The sequence below is a fragment of the Syntrophus buswellii genome (assembly GCF_046097065.1).
Classification (GTDB): Bacteria; Desulfobacterota; Syntrophia; order Syntrophales; family Syntrophaceae; genus Syntrophus; species Syntrophus buswellii.
Genome location: NZ_CP175563.1, coordinates 1,531,581 through 1,551,492, shown reverse-complemented (window position 1 = coordinate 1,551,492; position 19,912 = coordinate 1,531,581). Strand labels below are relative to the sequence as shown.

18 protein-coding genes are annotated in these 19,912 nt (G+C 56.8%); 9 read left to right on the top strand and 9 right to left on the bottom strand.

Annotated elements, in window-relative coordinates:
• Positions 1–138: 138 nt before the first annotated feature.
• Together ACJ77P_RS06965 and ACJ77P_RS06960 are read right to left on the bottom strand one after the other, a co-directional pair.
• Positions 139–1,347, bottom strand: a complete 1,209-nt coding sequence (locus ACJ77P_RS06965; protein WP_408999348.1) for an aminotransferase class I/II-fold pyridoxal phosphate-dependent enzyme — start codon at positions 1,345–1,347, stop codon at positions 139–141.
• Positions 1,334–2,314 (bottom strand): NAD-dependent epimerase/dehydratase family protein, encoded by a 981-nt coding sequence (locus ACJ77P_RS06960; RefSeq protein WP_408999347.1) that lies wholly within the window; start codon positions 2,312–2,314, stop codon positions 1,334–1,336. Before ACJ77P_RS06960 ends, ACJ77P_RS06965 begins: the two co-directional genes overlap by 14 nt.
• Before the next feature lie 270 nt (positions 2,315–2,584).
• Here ACJ77P_RS06960 and ACJ77P_RS06955 point away from each other — a divergent pair, with 270 nt between their 5' ends.
• Positions 2,585–3,022: an acyl-CoA thioesterase gene (locus ACJ77P_RS06955; protein WP_408999405.1), complete on the top strand. Its 438-nt coding sequence runs from the start codon at positions 2,585–2,587 to the stop codon at positions 3,020–3,022.
• 195 nt (positions 3,023–3,217) lie between these two features.
• Here ACJ77P_RS06955 and ACJ77P_RS06950 read toward each other — a convergent pair whose 3' ends face one another.
• On the bottom strand, positions 3,218–3,937 hold the full coding sequence (locus tag ACJ77P_RS06950) for a flavin reductase (RefSeq protein WP_408999346.1): 720 nt from the start codon (positions 3,935–3,937) through the stop codon (positions 3,218–3,220).
• A gap of 738 nt (positions 3,938–4,675) precedes the next feature.
• Between ACJ77P_RS06950 and ACJ77P_RS06945 the strand changes: the two genes are divergently transcribed.
• The 4 genes from ACJ77P_RS06945 to ACJ77P_RS06930 all read left to right on the top strand — a co-directional run bounded on the left by ACJ77P_RS06945 (position 4,676) and on the right by ACJ77P_RS06930 (position 7,699).
• Positions 4,676–5,242 carry a YSC84-related protein gene (locus ACJ77P_RS06945; RefSeq protein WP_367361126.1) on the top strand — a complete coding sequence of 189 codons (567 nt, stop codon included), beginning with the start codon at positions 4,676–4,678 and terminating at the stop codon, positions 5,240–5,242.
• Positions 5,243–5,504: 262 nt separating this feature from the next.
• On the top strand, positions 5,505–5,936 hold the full coding sequence (locus ACJ77P_RS06940) for a hypothetical protein (protein ID WP_367361127.1): 432 nt from the start codon (positions 5,505–5,507) through the stop codon (positions 5,934–5,936).
• Positions 5,937–5,961: 25 nt separating this feature from the next.
• The gene (locus ACJ77P_RS06935) at positions 5,962–6,426 is read left to right on the top strand and encodes a cytochrome c3 family protein (protein ID WP_408999345.1); all 465 of its coding nucleotides are present in this window, start codon (positions 5,962–5,964) and stop codon (positions 6,424–6,426) included.
• Positions 6,419–7,699 carry an ammonia-forming cytochrome c nitrite reductase subunit c552 gene (locus ACJ77P_RS06930; protein WP_408999344.1) on the top strand — a complete coding sequence of 427 codons (1,281 nt, stop codon included), beginning with the start codon at positions 6,419–6,421 and terminating at the stop codon, positions 7,697–7,699. The genes ACJ77P_RS06935 and ACJ77P_RS06930 overlap by 8 nt, the downstream gene beginning before the upstream one ends.
• A gap of 103 nt (positions 7,700–7,802) precedes the next feature.
• Here the strand turns inward: ACJ77P_RS06930 and ACJ77P_RS06925 are convergent, their stop codons facing one another.
• The 6 genes from ACJ77P_RS06925 to ACJ77P_RS06900 all read right to left on the bottom strand — a co-directional run bounded on the left by ACJ77P_RS06925 (position 7,803) and on the right by ACJ77P_RS06900 (position 15,133).
• Entirely contained in the window at positions 7,803–8,948 is a 1,146-nt protein-coding gene (locus ACJ77P_RS06925) for an HD domain-containing protein (RefSeq protein ID WP_367361130.1), read from the bottom strand.
• A gap of 399 nt (positions 8,949–9,347) precedes the next feature.
• The gene (locus ACJ77P_RS06920) at positions 9,348–10,577 is read right to left on the bottom strand and encodes an ABC transporter permease (RefSeq protein WP_408999343.1); all 1,230 of its coding nucleotides are present in this window, start codon (positions 10,575–10,577) and stop codon (positions 9,348–9,350) included.
• Positions 10,574–11,266, bottom strand: a complete 693-nt coding sequence (locus tag ACJ77P_RS06915) for an ABC transporter ATP-binding protein (RefSeq protein ID WP_367361132.1) — start codon at positions 11,264–11,266, stop codon at positions 10,574–10,576. Before ACJ77P_RS06915 ends, ACJ77P_RS06920 begins: the two co-directional genes overlap by 4 nt.
• A gap of 4 nt (positions 11,267–11,270) precedes the next feature.
• Complete coding sequence (locus ACJ77P_RS06910; protein WP_367361133.1) at positions 11,271–12,458, bottom strand: efflux RND transporter periplasmic adaptor subunit; 1,188 nt, start codon at positions 12,456–12,458, stop codon at positions 11,271–11,273.
• Positions 12,459–12,547: 89 nt separating this feature from the next.
• Positions 12,548–13,825 (bottom strand): TolC family protein, encoded by a 1,278-nt coding sequence (locus ACJ77P_RS06905; protein WP_408999342.1) that lies wholly within the window; start codon positions 13,823–13,825, stop codon positions 12,548–12,550.
• A 291-nt stretch (positions 13,826–14,116) separates the two neighbouring features.
• Positions 14,117–15,133 carry a 1,9-bis(guanidino)-5-aza-nonane synthase gene (locus ACJ77P_RS06900; RefSeq protein WP_367361135.1) on the bottom strand — a complete coding sequence of 339 codons (1,017 nt, stop codon included), beginning with the start codon at positions 15,131–15,133 and terminating at the stop codon, positions 14,117–14,119.
• Positions 15,134–15,372: 239 nt separating this feature from the next.
• Here ACJ77P_RS06900 and xseA point away from each other — a divergent pair, with 239 nt between their 5' ends.
• Genes xseA through dxs form a run of 4 tightly spaced genes read left to right on the top strand, consistent with a single transcriptional unit; the run spans position 15,373 to position 19,879 of the window.
• Positions 15,373–16,728, top strand: a complete 1,356-nt coding sequence (gene xseA / locus ACJ77P_RS06895) for an exodeoxyribonuclease VII large subunit (protein ID WP_408999341.1) — start codon at positions 15,373–15,375, stop codon at positions 16,726–16,728.
• A gap of 18 nt (positions 16,729–16,746) precedes the next feature.
• The gene (locus ACJ77P_RS06890) at positions 16,747–16,986 is read left to right on the top strand and encodes an exodeoxyribonuclease VII small subunit (protein ID WP_367361137.1); all 240 of its coding nucleotides are present in this window, start codon (positions 16,747–16,749) and stop codon (positions 16,984–16,986) included.
• A 7-nt stretch (positions 16,987–16,993) separates the two neighbouring features.
• Entirely contained in the window at positions 16,994–17,890 is an 897-nt protein-coding gene (locus tag ACJ77P_RS06885) for a polyprenyl synthetase family protein (protein ID WP_408999404.1), read from the top strand.
• A 54-nt stretch (positions 17,891–17,944) separates the two neighbouring features.
• Entirely contained in the window at positions 17,945–19,879 is a 1,935-nt protein-coding gene (dxs, locus tag ACJ77P_RS06880) for a 1-deoxy-D-xylulose-5-phosphate synthase (protein ID WP_367361138.1), read from the top strand.
• The last annotated feature ends 33 nt before the right edge of the window (positions 19,880–19,912 follow it).

Below are 19,912 nucleotides of genomic sequence, written 5' to 3'. Positions count from 1 at the left end.
TTTATGCAACTCATCACATAACGAAGAAGAAATGCAATACGGATTAACTACGGGACAATTACCAGACAAATCCTGGGAGTTTAAAAGTTGATGGACGGGAATCGCGAAAACCCCTTCCTGGTTGTTTTTCCAGGAGGCTCACAAGTGATCAAGAAGAAAACCAATGTCCTTTTCAGTATGTTCGGCGGTGACCTGAAAACGGATCTCCTCCTCACCCTTTGGCACCACGGGGTAACCGATCCCCGTTGCAAGAATCTGGTTGATAAAGAGGTTTTTGACCAGTTTTCTCGTTCTGTCACTGTCACCGATCAGCAGAGGAACAATGGGATGTTCGCTGCCGATCGTTTCGAAACCCCGTTCAAAAAGGCCCTTGCGAAGGATCGCCGCGTGCCTGCGGACCCTTTCCAGCAGCCCCATCCCCTCGTCGCTGTCCAGGATATTGAGCGCCTCCAGTGCAGCGGCCGTTTCCGAAGGGGTCATGGGGTTCGAGTAGATATAAAATGGGGCGGTCTCCCTCAGGTAGTCGATCACGGTCTTATCGGCGGCCACATAGCCTCCGTTGACTCCCAGGGCCTTTCCCATGGTGGCGATGACGATGTCGGCCCTCGCCGCTGTTCTTTCCTCCGTACCCCGGCCGAGCGCACCCAAGGTACCGACACCATGGGAATCGTCCACTGCGATGATCAGGCCTTCTTCGAAAAGAGTCTGATACCGGTTGCAGACTTCGCGGATCTCATCAAGGGGAGCGAAATCCCCGCGCATGCTGAAGACGCCGTCCGTCACCACCAGGACCCTTTTCACCTCCCCCGTAAACTGCTCCAGAATCCCATCGAGCTCCCGGATGTCCAGGTGCCCATAGATTCTTCTGGCGTACGGCTGGGCAAGGCGAAGGGCGTTGATGATGCTGTTGTGATTGAGGGCGTCACTCACCACCAGGGTTTCGGAAGTGATCAGCTGCGGCAGAACCCCCATGACGGCGGCATAGGCGGCGCTGAAGATCATGGCAGCCTCCCGTCCGTGAAAGTCGGCAAGCCGCTGTTCCAGTTCAATGTGAGGTTGGTGGGTTCCGCTGATGAAGCGCACGGCCCCTGGTCCTGCTCCGAAATGCCGCGCCGCCCTTTCTTCCGCGTCAATCACCCGCGGATGAACATGGAGTCCAAGATACGAGTTTGAATTCATGCGCAGAAAAGCACGACCTTCATAGCCATCAAGGAGATATCTCGGTCCGTATCCATTGGCGGGGGGTTGGCGGCCGGTGATGATCCGCTCATGCCTTTTCCGGATTCCGGTCCGGGCCGATTCTTCAAGCGTCGCTTCCAGGATGGGCTTCAGTTTATCGAGCGCCATGGCCGTTCTCTCCTCCTTTTCCCAGTTTCACGGCGAGTGTTTCCATCATATCCGACACGGTCGCGTCAAGATCGTAGCGGGGTTCCCAACCCCATTCGGTTCGTGCCGCACGGTCGTCCATGCGCCGGGGCCAGGAATCGGCAATAGCCTGGCGCAGCGGATCGATCTCGTAGGAGATTGAAAATCCGGGCAGGAACGAACGGATCTTCTCCACCAGTTCCGCCGGCGTGAAATTCATGGCGGATAGATTGTAGGCGTTGCGGTGGAAAAGTCTACCGCCGTCCGTTTCCATCAGAGTTACAACCGCACGGAGGGCATCCGGCATGTACATCATGTCCAGGCGGGTGTCGGATGCAAGGTAGCAGCGGTAGCGCCCTTCCGTCAGGGCGGCATGGAAGATCTCCACGGCATAGTCGGTTGTGCCGCCGCCGGGCCTTGTCCTTGAAGAGATAAGTCCCGGAAAGCGGAGCCCCCTCGTGTCCACACCGAAGCGCCGGAAGTAATAGTCGCAAAGAAGTTCGCCGGCCAGTTTGGTAATGCCGTAAAGGGTGCCCGGTCTCTGGATTGTCGTCTGTGGAGCGTTTTCCCTCGGCGTGCCTGGACCGAAGACGGCGATGGAGCTGGGAAAGAAGACGGCGCAGCCGCAGCGGCGTGCAGTCTCCAGCACATTCTTCAATCCGCCCATGTTGATTTCCCAGGCCAGATGGGGATTTTCCTCCGCCCGTGCAGACAGGATCGACGCCAGATGAAATATGGTGTCGATCCTGTAATCGGTTACGATGTGCTGAAGCTCAAGGGCATCCCGGACGTCCAGGATGCCGTAGGGGCCGCTCTTCCTGAGTTCGGATTCAGGTTCGCGGCGATGTCCGGCAGCGACAACGTTCTCTTGCCCGTAGGCCTTCCTGAGGGCTGGGGTCAATTCCGATCCGATCTGGCCGGTTGATCCGGTTACCAGGATTTTTTTCATTCCCGTCTCCCAAGGGATACCGCATCCACCTCTCTAAACCGCCTGTCCACGCTAAGGGACGTCAGCATCCCGGCATCTTGGAACCTATAAGAACACCATAGACTTATGTCAACAATACACCGCCGGTCCAGGGGAATAAAGCCGCAATTTGTCCTGTTGCCAAATGCGTTCTTTATGTGATAGCAGAATCCCGAGAGAAAAGACCCGCTTTCCCCCGCATGAAATCCGGCCTTTCGACAAAGTCCGTCGATCCGGAAGAATGGAGCCGTGATGCGTTCGATCTCCCGCAAAGACAGCTATCCGAGCATTGTAGTTCAAATGACGGTTCCCTTCCACGACCTCGATCCAATGGGGGTGGTCTGGCATGGCAACTATCTTAAATATTTCGATGTGGCCCGATCGGCCCTGTTCGAAAGCCTCGGGGTTGACCTTTATGGAGTCCGTGGCGACAGCCCGTTCATATATCCCATCATCCGGACTTCGATCAAATACGTCCATCCCCTTCGCCACGGTGATGACTTCCTCTGCAGGGCCACGGTCGTCGAAGCCCGCTTCAAGGTGGTTTTGGATTTTGAAATCCGGCTGGCGGATACCGGGCGGATCTGCACTCGGGGCCGCGGTGAGCAGGTGGCTGTAAAATTGCCGGACATGGAACTGATGATGAGTATTCCAAAGGATATTCAGTTGGCGCTGGGCTTCGGAAGATGACCGGGGCGTGCCCCCTCGGAACGGCTCCGGTCATGTCGCCCGGTTTCGGTCCGTTGCCGCTTTTCTTCAAAGGTCCGTACGACAGGCCCCTTTGATCGCCCTGAACATCCGAACTCTCCGGGAGGAGAGCAAAACCGCATCGGGTTCCCGGAAGGCGGCCCGCCGGTTGCGCACCGGCGCACCGCCTTGGTACCATCAGGCTACTTCGCTGAAGTCTTCCTTGCCGGCTCCGCAGATCGGACAGGTCCACTCGTCGGGAAGCTTGTCAAAGGGCGTCCCGGCGGGGATATTGTTCTCCGGATCACCCGCTTCCGGGTCATAGATGTAGCCGCAAATTCCACACTCATACTTTTTCATTGAACTCTCCTTTTCTGTTGTTTTCGAAGCGTTTTCTGCCGCCGCTTCCTTATAGGTCGGGGCGGTTTTGGGGGCTTTTCCGTTTTTTACCTCCTGATAATAGGCATAGGTCAGCGGCGTACCCTTTTTCAGGACGGCCGCCGCCGCAAGCTCCACGATGAAGACCGTATGCGTCCCGCCGTCGGCGGAAGCAACCACCTTTCCTTCCATATACGACAGTGCATGGTCGGTGACACAGGGGCATCCCGTTGCACCCTGAACGTAGGCGCACTGGGACAGCTTGTCGATCTCGCGCCCTGATTTAAAGCCGAAGAGCCCGATGAAGGGAAGCGGGGTTTCCTGCCCCAGGGTCGACACCGCCAGAACACCGCTTTTCAGGATGTATTCATGGGTGAGATTTTCCTTGTTGATGCTCACGGCAATTTTTGCCGGCGTACTGCTGACCTGGAAAACCGTATTGGCAATCTGCCCGTTCATTCTGCCGTCCGCAATCGAGGTAATGACATAAAGCCCATAGCTGATGTCGTACAAAGCCTTTCGATCCATCGTTGTCTCCATGATCCAGGTAACCTCCTTGAAGTCGCTGCGCCTCCGCCATACCCATGGCGCGGTATTCTAACGTCATTTCGCCGCGGGGACATACCCGGCCGTTATGGCCTGCGTGAAATCTGTCTCCTAATCTAACGGACTTTCTTGAAATTTTCAAACAAGAGGTTTCTTCCCAATATCGCCTTCCGATCGATGAAATCCCATCGCGGGACCAGCGCGGTCCAGCAGGTTTTGGTTCGAATTTTTCGGTCACCGAGTTTAAAGAACCTCAAGCCCCTTTGTCCGCTTTTTATTTAGTATTTATTCTTAATAGGATGTTGTTCTTCGCAAGTCAAGGTTCTGCTTCATAAAAGGCAGGGCGGCCCCTGTCCCGGGGCAGAAATCGTCTTGACACCCATGCCCCCTTCTCTTATATTCAAGGTCTCAATGTAAGGGAAAAAGGACGTTCTGATGACTCCAGACAGGATCACCATCAAAAATGACTTCCGCTCCTGATCCCCGCTGCTGTCCCCTTCCCCGACTTCCATCTGTCGCTGCCGCTGTCACCACTGTCCTGATCCTCTATTCGGAGCCAGGAATACGTTGCAACCATTTCTCCCCTTGCCGCCCGCAAACGCCGAGGCTTCTGGAAAGGAGGTGATCAATACCCCGTAACGATTGTACCTGATCGGAGCCCCATGTCGTCAACATGGAAGTTTTCCCTCAACCATTTCTTTCACCAAAAATTCGTAGAAAGGAGTAGCTGCCATGAAAAAGAACCGTACGCTGATTTTCGGTCTGCTCATTCTGATGCTGCTGGCCACCCTTGTGTCCTGCGCACCGGCTCGCATCCATTCCGGTTCCAGCACGAATGAAATTGATCTAAACGTCAATGCCACCCTGGACCGTTTTACCAGGGATGTCAAAGGCGCATCCGAGTTTCTCGCGTCGGCCAAGGGCGTCCTTATTGTACCCAATGTGATCCAGGGAGGGTTTTTCGTCGGAGGTCAGTATGGCGAAGGCGCCCTGAGAATTGGCGGGAATAGCGTGGATTACTACAGCCTCGCCGGCGGCTCCTTCGGCCTTCAGGTCGGAGCCCAGCAGAAGGACATCATTCTGGTCTTCATGGAAAAGGAAGCCCTGGATAAATTCCGCTCCAGCACAGGATGGCAGGCCGGCGTTGATGGAACGGTGGCGATGGCCAATATAGGCGCCGAGGGATCCGTAGACACGACAAAAATCAGAGATCCGATTGTCGGTTTCGTCTTCGGCCAGAAAGGTCTCATGGCGGGTGTATCGATTTCCGGTTCGAAATTCACGAAGCTGGCGCGATAATCCCCGATCCGGCAGGCATAAACAGAGTGCCGCCGCTGCCGGGGACCTGATCCCGATGGACGGACAGCGGAAATAAAAGAAGGGCTGAAGCCTTCATTGCCCTGCGTGACGGACAATTCTGACGATGGCATTGTCGTCACCAGGGCATTACAGGCAAGCGGGGGATCTCCTGCCAACGAGACGGACACGGTGAACAGCATTCCGCCACCAACGGCCCACAGAACCTTTGCCCATGATTTCATACGCCCCTCCTTGACAAAGGTTGATTGGTTCTTCCGCAGGTTATCCTGCCAGGATCATATCCCCCCTTTCTCAGAAAGGGATCGATGAAAGCAAAGAGCAGGACGGACCCGGTCCTGACACGTTGAAACGCTCCATCGCATTGTTTGCTGACAGCCAAGGAAGCCTGATGTTTTTGAAGCAGGGCGCTCTTGGGTCATCAGGTCCAACGCCGGCCCTGCGTTTAAACAGGGCTCTCGGCAGACAGGCGCTACGCCTGGTAATGCTTCTTCTCACCATTGGAGTGAACGCGCTGCCGGCCGTTTATTTTACCAAAGGAATGCAAAAATTTGTTTATATTCATCCGTTTAAATTCATCCAGGGATATTTACCGTTGACCGAATGTTTGGAAATGGCTATAAAAAAGGTGCATATCACTCGTATCGTTTCGCTGGAGCAGTTGAACCCCTTATGAAATGGGAAGGGAATTTCCCGGGGCCATGTGCAGGCATAAAAAAACGATAACCATCCTCTTGGCCGGCATCCTGACAGGGCTGCTTCTAACGGGCCTGATGGCGGGAGCGTATCATTACGCGGGAACTTCGGAATTCTGCGCAAGCTGCCACAGCATGGGCGATGTCCACAAGCAGTGGCAGCGCTCTCTCCACAGCTCCTTTACGTGCATCGAATGCCACATGCCCGCGGCCAATGCACTGACACGATTTGCCTATAAGGCCAAGGCCGGCCTTTCGGACGTCTACCACGAAACGCTCCGGGATTATCCGGCGGCGATTACCCTGTCCGAGCAAGGCAGGAACATCGCTGACAGCAACTGTCTGCGCTGCCACCGAGCCGCGGTGGAAAACTCCTTCATGGTTGAAAATCCGCAGGGAAGCTGCACGTCCTGTCATCGCCGTCTTGTTCATGGCCAAAAATTGCCGGAAAGGGGACTGCTTCATGATTAAAAAGATCGTCTTTTCAGGGATTGCCCTTGCCGTCCTGTTGGGCGTTTTTATCGTTGCCCGGGTCTGGCTTTTTTCTCCGGAAGATGGAATCAAGCGGGTCAGCATTCCAGAAGGCGTCCATGATCCGGCTGAATGGGGAAAGGCCTATCCTCTACAATACCAGGGTTATTTAAAGAATCGTGAAATGGCCCCATCGCCGACGGGGTTCGGCGGTAGTGAGAAAACACAGAAGGCCGTCATGGAGCCGGCGAACCTCATGAACTTCAAGGGAATGGGGTTCAGCAAGGACTACACGGAAGACCGCGGCCATCCCTATGCCCTCGAGGATCTCCGTGAGACGGAACGCTTGACCCCAAAGACCACGGGCGCCTGCATGACCTGCAAGACGGCGCAGATCGGCGGCATCTTCAAGGATAAAGGCTGGGCATATGCCAGGACGCCCCTGACGGATCTGCTTCCGACCCTGAAGCATCCCATTACCTGCAGCAATTGCCATGACCCGAAAACGATGAACCTCCGGGTGATGAATCCCGCCTTTATCGAGGCCCTGGCCAAAAAGGGCATCCATGTCCGCAAGGCCTCCAGGGCGGAGATGCGCAGCTACGTCTGCGGCCAATGCCATGTGGAATACTATTTCGAGCCGGAAACGTACCGCGTGGTCTTTCCCTGGAACAAGGGGCTCCAGCCGGAACAGATGTACGCCTATTATGCCGAAAAGCCGGCCGGTTTTACCCAGGACTGGGTCCATCCTGATTCGCAGACAAAAATGCTCAAGGCACAGCATCCCGACTACGAAACCTGGAGCACGGGCACTCACGGGATGGCGGGCGTCGCCTGCGCCGACTGCCATATGCCCTTTCTGAGAGAGAGCGGACGGAAATATTCAAGCCACTGGGTGACGAGCCCCATGCGGACCGTTGAGGAATCCTGCCGGACCTGCCATACGCAGAGCAAGGACTGGCTGATGGCGCGCGTAAAGACGACCCAGCGCCACGTGTGGGACATGCAGCTCAGGGCGGGGTCCACGGTGAGCCGGGCCCACGAGGCGATCGCCAAAGCTGCGGCTGATTCCCGCGTCAATGGAGCCGAGCTTGAAAATGCCCGGGAGCTTCTCCGAAGGGCCCAGTGGTACTGGGATATCGTCTCGGCGGAAAACAGTATGGGCTTTCACAATCCAGCGCAGGTCCTCAACACGCTGGGACAGTCCGTCGATCTGGCCCATCAGGCCATCGCCACGGCAAACCGGGCAGTGTCCGCTTCACACGGGAAGTGAGCAGGTACAAGTTACGGAGTCCCTCATGAAAGGGGAACTCCGCGAAGGCAGAGGCGGCCCGGCCTTGCATGCCGGTCCGTTTTTCATGGGATGACGCGTTGTCCTACAGTTCCGGTCGAACCCCTTCCGCGCTGATTCCATGAATATAATAATCGGGATCATTCATAAAGTTCAGAAAAATGATGACAAAGGCGACGGCGACTTCAATCATGAACGCCTTGTCGTTGTAGAGACCCTTGAGCTGTTCCTTGCGTGATTCGCGCTCCGGCTGATCGAAGACGGTCATGAGCAATCCGTTCAGGCGGGATGTCGGATTGGGCGGAGTCACTTGGTCAAATCCGCCCGATTGTGAGTAGGCCATCGTATCCATGAGGATTCCCCGGAATTTTGCCGTGTCCGGATCATGGTATCCGAAGACATGCAGGGCAATCCGCTGGGCCTCCATCATGCTGGCCTGCGCGAGAGCTTCGAAGAGCGCCCGGGCGATCTCGTCGTCCTTTGCCGCCTTTTTCTGCCGGATGAGCGAAAGCAGGAGAATATTTTTGAAGAGCTGGTAGAGCCGCTGCGCGCCGTTGAGAATCACGGTGGGTTGATGGGGCTTGCCGGGCAGATAGCCCTTATAGGTATTGGTAAAGACCGTCTGAAAGGCGATTTCAAAGAAGTCCACGCCCTGCATGGGGTCCTGAAGATCAATGCGCATATCCAGCGTGTTGTCCAGCCGGTCTGCAAGCTTGACCCTGACGACCGGTGGCCTGCCACCGGCTTCATCAAGCAGATGGCCGATATAATGATAATAGTTCTCGGAAGGTTCTTTGGTCAGCCATTGCAGCTGCTCCCTTAAGCGCCTCTGATCGAGTTCCGGCAGGGCCAGCAGGAAGGATTGAAACGCCGTATCCAGGTTGATCCAATCCGAATCCTTGAACTGTGCCGGCTTGAAATCTTCGAACGTATCATGAAGAAGGCAGGTCATCATGTCCAGCAGGTCGATCTTCTCTGAAGCCCGGCACAACAAGGCCGTGGCCCGGATCGGATGTAAAATGGAAAGAGGCCCCAGGTTCCGTTCCATTTTTCCATAGACATTGCTCAGATAATCGAATACCTGGGACAAGATGTTCTGATCCTCTGTGGAGATCGGTCTACCCTCAAGGATCACCATCGTGATGCTGTCCCAGTTCAGCTGCTTCGAACACAACTGGTAGTTCAATAAGGCTGAAGTCGTGAGAAATTCCGTCAAACTGTAGGCTTTCATCAACCACCCTCCTTTTTTCGATCATTCAGGAATCTTGAGCTTTCGGCAGTCGCGCACCGGGTGCACGGCCAATGTGACCCCATAAAGGCGATTGTTACCGCAGAAACTCTTCGCAGTACCAGGAATTGAAAACAACGCTCAGCCCCGGTGTAAACGGCTTTCATGAATCGAAGCGTTAAGAATGATTCTGCCCCCTGTCAAAAGCATCCTGTTCTCAGGATAGAAAATTATATCATACAGAAACACAAAATAAATCTTTTTTGAGGACAGGGGTCAAAGGCAGACCTCCGTCAAGGGCATCGCACTTCTGCCTAAAATTGACAGCCGTGGACACCGCGACGCTGTCACGATCCCGTCGCCTCAAAAAAGATCGCACGGGTCGGATCACTTCTGCGGGGCTTATTCATAGCGGAGGGCTTCAATGGGATTGAGCCGGGAAGCTTTGTATGCGGGATAGAATCCGAAAAAGATCCCCACGAGGCCGGAAAATCCAAAGGCCAGGAGAATGGACAGCGAAGATATGACGGTAGGCCATTGGGCCAGTGCAGACAGGGCTTCGGAAGCGGCAATTCCAAGGAGAATTCCCAGTATCCCACCGGTCAACGAAAGGGTCAGTGCTTCGATGATGAATTGAAAGCGGATATCCCAGGTTTTCGCGCCGACGGCCATCCTGATCCCGATTTCTCTGGTCCGTTCCGTCACCGAAACCAGCATGATGTTCATGATTCCGATGCCGCCGACCAGAAGCGATACGGAGGCGACGGCACCCAGCAGAAGGGCCATCACCCTCGAGGACTCTTCTGCAGCCTGCATGATCTGGGTGAGATTCCGCACCGTGAAATCATTCTCCTGCTGCTCTCCGATGCGATGCCGCTGCCGGAGGAGTTCCGTGATCTGCCGTTCCGACGCCGTGAGGTCATCGGAGCTTCCGGCCTTGACCAGGATGGAGCGCACCATGCCGGGGATGGTCACCCCGAATATTTTCTTCTGGGCCGTCGATATGGGAATGTAGATGATGTCGTCCTGATCCTGCCCCATGGCCGACTGTCCTTTGCTTTCCAGGACGCCGATAACCGTGAAGGGAACCTTCTTGATCCGGATAATGGAGCCGACAGGGTCCATGTTTCCAAAGAGGCTGCCTACGACCGTCTGCCCGAGAACGGCCACTTTTGTGGCGTTCCGGATATCCTGATCATTGAAGAAACGGCCGGATGCCAGGTTCCAGTCCCGAACGGTCAGTATTTCCGGCATGGTACCGAAAATGGCTGTCGCCCAGTTCGAATCCCCGTAAACCACCTGGGCCGCGCCGTTCAGGATTGGAGCAACTGCCGTCACCGCCGGACACTCTTTGACGATCGTCTCTGCATCCCCGATATTCAGAGTGGCCCGCGTTCCGGCCCCCAGCCTCAATCCACCCGCCGTCATGCTCCCCGGAAGAACGAGGAGCAGGTTGCTCCCCATGCTTGCAATCTGCCCGGAGATCCGATGGCTCGCACCGGCCCCAACAGCCAGCATGGCGATGACGGCCCCCACGCCGATGATGATTCCCAGCATGGTGAGGACGGAACGCATCTTGTTCACACGGAGGGCCCGAAAAGAAATTTTAATGGTCGAGGGAAGAGAAATCATGACGAACCCGTGGCTTCATCGCTTTGAACGCGCCCGTCCCTGAAGCGGATGATCCTCCGGCTGTAGGCGGCGATTTCCGGTTCATGGGTCACCAGCACGATGGTGATCCCCGATGCCGAATTCAGTCCTTTCAGAAGCTCCATAATCTCAACGCTGGTTTTCGTGTCCAGATTTCCCGTCGGCTCGTCGGCCAGGAGAAGGGGGGCCTCATTGGCCAGCGCTCTGGCAATGGCCACCCGCTGCTGCTGCCCACCGGAGAGTTGGCTGGGGGCATGCTGTTCCCTCCCCTTGAGCCCCAGCATCCGAAGGGCATCCATGGCGCGCTTTTTTCTTTCCGCAGCGGACAGATTATTGTAGAGCATCGGCAGTTCCACATTTTCCAGGGCGGATGTGCGCGGCAGGAGATTGAACCCCTGAAAGACAAACCCGACCTTCCGGTTCCGGATCTCGGCCAGTTCATCCCGGTCCAAACCGGCGACTTCGATCCCATCGAGGAAATAGTCTCCTCTCGTCGGTTCGTCCAGGCAGCCGATGATGTTCATGAAGGTGGACTTCCCCGAGCCTGAGGGCCCCATGATGGCGACAAACTCCCCCCGGTCGATGGCTACGGACACCCCGTCGAGGGCATGGACCTCCTGCCCCCCCACCTCGTAGATCTTGTAGAGCTCCTTTGTTTCCAGGAATCTCATGGGTTTAAAACATCCTCGGAACCCGGGGAGAAGAGGAGGAGCCGTTGTCCTTCTTTTTATTCTTCAGGGTTTCCAGGATCACCTGCTCTCCTTCACGTAGTGTCCCGGCATGGATTTCCGTGAACGTTCCATCGCTTATTCCAGGGGTGACGGCAACGCGCTGCGGCGTGTTGTCCCTCAGAACCCATACGGCCTGCTCCCTTCCCCGCGAGGCGACGGGTTTGAGGCCCCTGCCGTCTTCCGCCGGACGGAAACGCAGGGCTCCGTTGGGAACCCTGAGCACCCCCGCCTTATCCGCAAGAATGACGGATACATTGGCCGTCATGCCGGGCTTCAGCCTCATGTCCGGATTATCCACCCGGACGACCACATCATAGGTTACGACATTCTGAACATTGATCGGTGCTATGCGCACCTCGGCGACCCTGCCCTGGAAGATGGAATCGGGATAGGCGTCCACGGTGAACTCCACGGGCATCCGGACCTTCACCTTGCCGATGTCGGCCTCGTCTACATTGGTGTCGATCTGCATCCGCTTCAGGTCCTGGGCGATGGTAAAGAGTGTGGGGGTCTGAAAGCTGGCGGCCACCGTCTGTCCGACATCGACATTCCGGGAAATCACCGTACCGTCGACGGGCGAAAGAATCCGTGTATATCTCAGGTTGGTTTCTGCAAGGCTTAGAGCGGCCCGGGTCTGCGCTACCTGGGCGCTGGCGGCGGAAAGCTGGGACAGAAAAACCTGGGCGTTCGTTTCCGCTGCGTCCAGGTCACCTTGGGCGACCAGGTTGCGCTGAAAGAGCATCCGGTATCGGTCCCGTGACCGTTTCGCATCGCTCAGCGACGCCTCGGCCTTGGCCTCGTTCGCCTTCGCCTGGAGCAGGTTTGCCCTTGCCTGCTGAACCTGCGCCTCGAATATGGCCGGGTCTATCTGTGCAAGGAGTTCCCCCTTTTTTACAGGGGCGTTGAAATCGACATAGATGCCCTTGATCGTACCGGAAACCTGGGTGCCGACCTGGACGGTCGTGACGGCATTGACCGTTCCGGTCGCCGTGACCGTCGCCCGGACATTGCCCCTTGAGACGTCTTCCGTCCTGTATGTTGGCTCCTTCTTCCCGCTCTCACGGAGATAGTAACCTCCGGCTCCGAAGATCAGGATCAGCAGGACGATCCCGGCGACCAGTTTCTTGTTCACGATTTCCCTTCCTGCAATCCGATTTTTGTCAGGGCTCTCTCCCCGGGTGTCGAATCCTTTCGATTGCACATTGGCCGTTCATGGCTCGTTCAGAATGTTTCACCCACCGCTCTTTCCAGCTCCGCCTGAGCAATCCGGCAATCGGCCAGCGCAGACGCATAGGCTGTCCTGGCATTGCTCAGGGACACCAGTGCGTCGGTCACTTCGATCGGATTTCCCACCCCGGCGTCATAGCGCCCCTCGGCCAGCTCCGCATTTTCTTCGGCCTGACGGACGGCAACGAGCGTGGCCTCCCTCCGCTCCCGGGCCTCCCGCAGATTTGAAAGGGCCTGCTCCACTTCAAGTCGTATCGATTGCCGAAGCGACGACTCATTCGCCCGGAGCATCTCCAGGGTTGCCCGTGCCCCCTCGACGGCATAGCGGGTCTCGAAACCGCTGAACAAGGGAACATTCAGAAACGCTCCTACGTTCCAGCCTTCCTGGAGGGGGAAATCCTCGCCGCTGAAGCCGTAGCCGGCCGATCCGGTCACATGGGGATAATACCCCTTGCGGGCCAGCTCAACAGATTCTTCCGCCGCCTCCAATTTCTTTCGGATCGATTGCAGGTCGGGTCGGTTATGGAACGCCCTTTCCAGAGCATCGGGTAGATCCGCCGGATTGTCCTGAAACAGCAGACTGTCATCCAGGACATAGCCCGAAGCGCCTGGAAGCCCCATGGCATTGTTCAGGCCGACACGGGCGATCCTCAGGTCGTTTTCAGCCCTTATCCGATTGAGAACGGCATTGCTGAGATCAACTTCGGCCTTCGTCACATCGAACTTCGGTTTTATGCCCACCTCGAAAAAGCCTTTGGCCTGGATGAGATGATGCTGAAACCGGCCGACGGTCTCCACGGCGACCTGTTGACTCTTTTCGGCCAGCAGCGTTATGAAATAGGCAGACTTGACGCCGAATACAATCTCCGCCTCCGTGTCATGAAGATCCTGGCGGAAGGCGTCGGTGGAGAGCTTTTCAATGTTCAGCGAGGACCTTCGCTTTCCGAAATCCAGGAGTGTCTGACTCAGAACCACACTACTGTTGTAGTCGTCAAAGGTGTCCCTTCCCGCCCTGGAACGATTGAAACGGGTGTAATCCGTCTGCCAGTTGACTTCTGGATAATAGCTCGCCTTAGCCTGCCCCACCCTGCTTTCGCCGATCCGAATCGTATCCCTGGCCGCCTGAACGGCAGGATGGTTTCGAAGGGCCATTTGCACACACCGTTGAAGATCCAGGCGTTCTCCCGGTCGGACCGGCATTTCCGCCCCGGCCGGTACGGAAAACGGGACCAGCAGGAGAGCCGCCAAAATGAATTTGAGATGTTTGTTCATGACTTCACATTCGGACCTGCGCCCAAGAAATTCTGCATACGGGATGCGGGTGTCCCGGAGCCTCAGAAATCGGCGGCGAGCATGCCCGCAAAACATCTTCGACTTCTCTCCCTCAAGCCGTTACCCCGTGATGTCAGCCGGCTTGGGATGGCGTCATGTTCTGGCGAGTAGACAGCAGATACCGGCTCGCAGCTGCAGGAGCCATGCGTCTTCACCGGATGCTTCATCTTCGATATCCGCTGCAATATTACTGGAAAAAAATAAGGGCTGGTAATCGGCGCTTTTCTCGATCTAGCCGAAGGTTTGCGCGAGCCTTCGCCGCGGCCTCCCCTTCCAGTGCCCCTGTTGGTAGGCATAGCTGGCCATGAGGGGAAGGACGGAAGTGGCTTCCGCGTAAACCATCTGCTCGTAGGAAACGTCCACCTTACCCCAGGAGGTCGCTTCGCGGAGGGTGGAACTGGAACAGGCGCCGTCGCGGGCGTCCGCCACGGTAATTTGAATGGCGTAGCGGTGCATGGGCACTTCCTTGCCGAGCACTTCAGCGCAGATCACGGTATCCTGGGCAAAATTCTTGGGAACACCGCCACCGATCATCAGCAGTCCTGAGTTTTCCACCGCCATCTTGATCATGGTCAGTTCCCGGAAATCCTTGACGGAATCGATGCTTACATGGGATTCCGGGGCATTCCACTGATGGAGGACCAGACCAAAACCGGCGCTGCTGTCCGAAAAGGCCGGACAGAAAATGGGCACATCATGTTCGAAGGCCGTCTGAACGAGCGAATTTTTCTTGACGGCATGGGACGACAGATACCGTCCCATTTCCCGGATGATTTCCCTGGAGGAATAGGGCCTGGGGGAAAGGGCATCGGCAATCTCCTTGATGGTGCGGTCGCAGACCTGCAGTTCCTCCTCATCGATGTAGGTGTCGTAGATCCGGTCGATATAAAGCCTGCGCAGATCCTGGTCGTCCACATGGGGAGTTCCCTGGTAATGCCGGAAGCCGAGGGCCTCGAAGAAATCCATGTCGACAATCGTCGCCCCCGTGGCCACAATGACGTCTACCATGTTATACCGGACCAGATCCGCATACAGCTGCATGCATCCCGCAGCGCTCGTGCTTCCCGCAATCGTGAGAATCACGGCGCAATCCTCATCGGCCAGCATCGCGTCATAAATTTCCGCCGCCACGGCAAGATCGCGGGCTGTAAAGGACATGCCCCTCATGGCCCGGATGATCTCCACCGAGTTTATTTTCGTAAAATCGATATGCTCCACGGGTTTTTTCAGATAATCCTTCTTTTCCATGCATTCTCCTCGGACGCAGGACGCTGAACCGAGCATCGGCTCCCATGCCTGCCGTTATGATTTCGTAAAGGACATTTCCGCCGAAGTCTCTTCCCGAATCTCTCCCGGCGGAAGAGCACTCCGTCAACCGATCCTACTCTTAAATCAAGCCCGTTCAAATGTCAACTTCGGAAGAACGCTGGACAAAATCACCCTTGCCACAACAGGCAATATCTGATAGTTGCTCTAAAATGAAGGAAATGACGACGGGGATACTGACCGTTTCAGAATTGAATAAACAGATCGGGGATCTCCTGGAAATTCGTTTCGATCTGCTCTGGGTTGAAGGGGAAGTCTCCAATCTCCGCCGCCCCTCGTCAGGGCACCTCTATTTCACCCTCAAGGATGAGAAAAGTCAGATTCGGGCCGTTATTTTCAAATCGCCCTCCGGATCAAAGGCCTTTCGCAACAACCGCCTTCCCCTTTTCGAGCTTGAGGAAGGCATGCGCATCCTCTGCCGGGGCAGGCTGGCCGTCTATGCACCCCGCGGGGAATACCAGCTTATCCTCGATTCGGCGGAGCCGCGCGGAACCGGCGCTCTTCAGAGAGCCTACGAGCAGTTGAAGCTCCGTCTTCAGGCCGAAGGCCTTTTTGACCCCCTGAGGAAGAAACCGATCCCCTATCTGCCTCGAAAGATCGGCGTCATCACCTCGCCCACCGGGGCCGTTATCCGCGACATCATCAGCATTGCGAAAAGGCGCTTTTCCTCCGTCTCCGTCGTGGTCTCTCCGGTCCGGGTCCAGGGAGCCTCGGCAGCCGGAGAAATTGTCCAGGCGTTTCAGGATATGCACGCCTTCGGCGGCATCGACGTCCTGATCCTGGCCCGCGGCGGTGGATCCCTGGAAGATCTTGCCCCTTTCAACGACGAGAGGGTCGCCCGGATCATTGCCGCCTCCACAATCCCGGTCATCTCCGCGGTCGGCCATGAAACGGATTACACGATCGCCGATTTCGCCGCGGATCTGCGGGCGCCGACTCCGTCGGCTGCGGCGGAGCTTGCCGTTCCCGACAGGGCTGAACTGAAGCTGAGGCTCTCCGGCCTGCAGACTCGTCTTGCCAAAGCCGGCCGCCGGAAGCTGTTGCAGGATCAGGAAAGGCTGTACCTCCATCAGGAGCGGCTGAAGAATCCGCAGCGGCTCATTGCCGGATTCCGTCTTTCCCTGGATGATCGTGGAGAACGCCTCCTGTCCCTTGTAAAGGAACGGATTTCAAGGGAAAAGCAGAATCTTCCGCTTCTTTCGCTGCACCTCCGGCAGGCAGGTCCCCTCGGCATGGTCCGCAGCAGCCGCCCGGAAATCGACATTCTGGAAAACCGGCTCAATGCCGCCATCCGCCGCTTTTTCCAACAGTCCAGGAAGGCATGGGCCCTACAGGCTACTCTTCTTGAATCCCTGAGCCCCCTTGCTGTGTTGTCCCGTGGCTACGGTATCGTCCGCACCCTTCCCCACGGTCGGATTGTCAGAAATGCCGATGTGCTTTCGCCCGGGGATTCCTTCGAGGTGCAGGTTTTTCGGGGTCGTTTCCGGGCGGTCGTTGAGCGGATTTTCCCGGAATAAAGGACAGGAGAGGATGTGATGGCAAAGGAAAAATTTGAAGAGGCCATGGCCAAACTGGAAGCCCTCGTGCGTAAAATGGAAGCGGGTGAAATGACCCTGGAAGAATCCCTGAAGGCCTTTGAGGAGGGGGTGCGCCTTTCCCGGCTGTGCGCAAACCGCCTGGACGAGGCGGAGCGGCGGGTTGAGCTGCTTGTCCGGGAAAGCCAGCAGCTGACGGTCCAGCCTTTTCCGGAACATGGAGGAAAAGATGAATCCTGAATCTCTTTTGGATCTCAACGCCTACCTCAAGGATCGAAAGCAGCGAATCGACGAGGCCATCGACCGCTTCCTGCCCGGCGATGACAGCCTGCCGGCGGACCTTTTCAAGGCGATGCGCTACAGCCTCTTTGCCGGAGGAAAGCGGATCCGCCCCATTCTCTGCCTTGCGGCGGCGGAGGCGACGGGCCGATCCGATGTTTCCGAAAGCATCCTGCCGGTGGCCTGCGCCCTGGAATACATCCATACCTATTCCCTCATCCACGACGACCTTCCGGCAATGGACAATGACGATTACCGCAGGGGGAATCCCACCAGCCATAAGGTATTCGGTGAGGCCCTGGCTATTCTTGCCGGTGATGCGCTGCTCACGGAGGCATTTGCTCTCATGGCCCGCGGGGATCTGCAGCCTGAAATCGCACCGGAAACGCTCCTGAAGGTCATTTCCGAAATCGCCACGGCCGCGGGGGCTTTCGGGATGGTGGGCGGACAGGTCGACGATGTGAAGGCGGAGGGGAAACCGGGGAATCTGGATGTTCTGAATCAGATTCACTCCAGGAAGACCGGCGCGATGATTGTCGTCTCATTGAGGGCCGGCGCCATCCTCTCCTGCGCATCCGAATCACACCTTGCAGCCCTCACCGATTACGGCCACAAAATCGGGTTGGTTTTCCAGATTGCCGATGATATTCTCAATGTGGAAGGAGACCGCCATCTGCTGGGCAAAAATACGGGAAGCGACGCGGCGCGCGGGAAAATGACCTTTCCCACCCTGCTGGGACTGGAAAATTCCCGCCAGAAGGCTTGTTCCCTCGTTGAGGACGCCCTGGGCGATCTGGAGTTGTTTGACAGCCGTGCAATGCCTCTGCGGCTGCTGGCACGGTATTTCCTCGAACGGCGGTTTTAGGGACCGATCGCTTTCACGATTTTCTAACAGGACGTTTTTGCTATATTCAACCTTATGGACCTCTCAAAGCGAAGCTCCGGACGCCTTCTCAACGGGATTTTGTATCCCCGGGACATCCGGAACATGAACAACGACGCCCTTGCGGCTCTTGCTGAAGATCTTCGAGCCACCATCATTGGAACGGTTTCCCGGACGGGCGGGCACCTGGCTTCATCTCTAGGGGCCGTCGAACTGACGCTGGCCGTGCACAAGGTTTTTGATACCCCGCGGGACAAGATCATCTGGGATGTGGGTCATCAGGCCTATGCCCACAAATTGATCACCGGACGGGCGGACCGTTTCTTCACCCTCCGTCAGAAGGGCGGCATCAGCGGCTTCCCGAAACGGGAGGAGAGCCCCTATGATGTCTTCAACGTCGGCCACAGCAGCACATCCATTTCCGCCGCTTCCGGCATCCTCGAGGCCCGGGATCTGAAAAAAGAAGCTTTCAAGGTCGTGGCCATCATCGGCGACGGATCCATGACGGCCGGGCTGGCTTTTGAAGGCCTGAACTGGTCCGGAGACCGCAAGAAGGACCTGATCATCATCCTCAACGACAACGAGATGTCCATCTCGCCGAATGTGGGGGCCTTGTCCTGCTACCTGAACTCCGTCATGACCGGCCAGACGGTCAAGAGAATCCGGAAGGACATCAAGAATTTTCTGAAAACGATCCCCTCCATCGGCGAGCAGGTCCTGGAATTTTCCAAGAGAGCGGAGGAGTCCCTGAAGGCCCTCATCGTGCCCGGAGCGCTTTTTGAAGACCTTGGATTTACCTATGTGGGTCCTCTGGACGGTCACCGCCTCGATCATTTGATCCGGAACCTCGAAAATGTCCGCCATATGGAAGGCCCCGTTCTGGTCCATGTCATCACCCGGAAGGGGAAAGGCTACGAGTTTGCGGAAGCGGAGCCCCTGCGTTTTCATGGCATCGGGCCCTTTTATCCGGAAACGGGAGGGCCCAGTTCTGCCGGAGGAGCTCAGGCGCCGGCCTCCTATACGCAGGTCTTCGGCCGGACGCTTGTCCGGCTGGCCCGAGACAATCCCCGAATTGTCGCCATTACCGCCGCCATGTGCGAAGGCACCGGGCTGAATGAATTCGCCGGACAATTTCCGGAGCGCTTTTTCGATGTGGGCATTGCCGAACAGCATGGCGTAACCTTCGCCGCCGGCTTGGCCACCGAAGGGATGATACCCGTTGTCGCCATCTATTCGAGCTTTCTTCAACGGGCCTATGACCAGATTCTCCACGACGTCTGCCTGCAGAATCTTCCGGTGGTCTTTGCCCTGGACCGCTCCGGATTCGTCGGGGAAGACGGCCCAACCCACCATGGACTCTTCGATCTGTCCTTTCTCCGGCCGATTCCGAACATGATCGTCATGGCGCCCAAGGATGAGAATGAACTGCAGAGCATGCTCTTTTCGGCAATGGGCTATGGCCGGCCCGTCGCGATCCGTTATCCCCGGGGAAGCGGGATCGGCGTTTCCCCGGATGCGGAACCCACCCTTTTGGAAATCGGCAAAGGGGAGCTCCTTGCCGACGGGACGGACGTCGCCATCCTCGCCATCGGCTCGACGGTTTACCCGGCCCTTGCCGCCTCGGAGAAGCTCGCAAAGGAGGGAATCTCCGCCGCGGTCGTCAATGCCCGGTTTGTCAAGCCTCTGGACCGTCAACTCCTTTTGGACCTTTCACGCTCATTCAAGCACATCCTGACCGTCGAGGAAAATGCCGTCATGGGGGGGTTCGGCAGTGCCGTCCTGGAATGCTTCGAAGAAAACGGCATCCGCGATCTCCGCATCAAAAGGCTGGGAGTCCGGGACGAGTTTGCACAGCAAGCCACTCAGGCCGAGCTGCGCGACCTCTACGGAATCGATGAACAGGGCATTGTGGCAGCCGTCTTGGCCATGATGGATCAAAAAAAAGAGCGGGAACCTGATCCTCCCGCCTGAGAAGGAATCGTCGACAGCACTCCTAAACCCGTT

Bases quoted from the DNA above. Each gene is read 5' to 3' on its own strand.
- ACJ77P_RS06965 (WP_408999348.1), bottom strand. From the start codon at position 1,347: ATGGCGCTCGATAAACTGAAGCCCATCCTGGAAGCGACGCTTGAAGAA.
- ACJ77P_RS06900 (WP_367361135.1), bottom strand. From the start codon at position 15,133: ATGGAAAAGAAGGATTATCTGAAAAAACCCGTGGAGCATATCGATTTT.
- ACJ77P_RS06925 (WP_367361130.1), bottom strand. From the start codon at position 8,948: ATGAAAGCCTACAGTTTGACGGAATTTCTCACGACTTCAGCCTTATTG.
- ACJ77P_RS06920 (WP_408999343.1), bottom strand. From the start codon at position 10,577: ATGATTTCTCTTCCCTCGACCATTAAAATTTCTTTTCGGGCCCTCCGT.
- ACJ77P_RS06905 (WP_408999342.1), bottom strand. From the start codon at position 13,825: ATGAACAAACATCTCAAATTCATTTTGGCGGCTCTCCTGCTGGTCCCG.
- ACJ77P_RS06930 (WP_408999344.1), top strand. From the start codon at position 6,419: ATGATTAAAAAGATCGTCTTTTCAGGGATTGCCCTTGCCGTCCTGTTG.
- ACJ77P_RS06890 (WP_367361137.1), top strand. From the start codon at position 16,747: ATGGCAAAGGAAAAATTTGAAGAGGCCATGGCCAAACTGGAAGCCCTC.
- dxs (WP_367361138.1), top strand. From the start codon at position 17,945: ATGGACCTCTCAAAGCGAAGCTCCGGACGCCTTCTCAACGGGATTTTG.
- ACJ77P_RS06915 (WP_367361132.1), bottom strand. From the start codon at position 11,266: ATGAGATTCCTGGAAACAAAGGAGCTCTACAAGATCTACGAGGTGGGG.
- xseA (WP_408999341.1), top strand. From the start codon at position 15,373: ATGACGACGGGGATACTGACCGTTTCAGAATTGAATAAACAGATCGGG.
- ACJ77P_RS06935 (WP_408999345.1), top strand. From the start codon at position 5,962: ATGTGCAGGCATAAAAAAACGATAACCATCCTCTTGGCCGGCATCCTG.
- ACJ77P_RS06960 (WP_408999347.1), bottom strand. From the start codon at position 2,314: ATGAAAAAAATCCTGGTAACCGGATCAACCGGCCAGATCGGATCGGAA.
- ACJ77P_RS06950 (WP_408999346.1), bottom strand. From the start codon at position 3,937: ATGGAGACAACGATGGATCGAAAGGCTTTGTACGACATCAGCTATGGG.
- ACJ77P_RS06945 (WP_367361126.1), top strand. From the start codon at position 4,676: ATGAAAAAGAACCGTACGCTGATTTTCGGTCTGCTCATTCTGATGCTG.
- ACJ77P_RS06955 (WP_408999405.1), top strand. From the start codon at position 2,585: ATGCGTTCGATCTCCCGCAAAGACAGCTATCCGAGCATTGTAGTTCAA.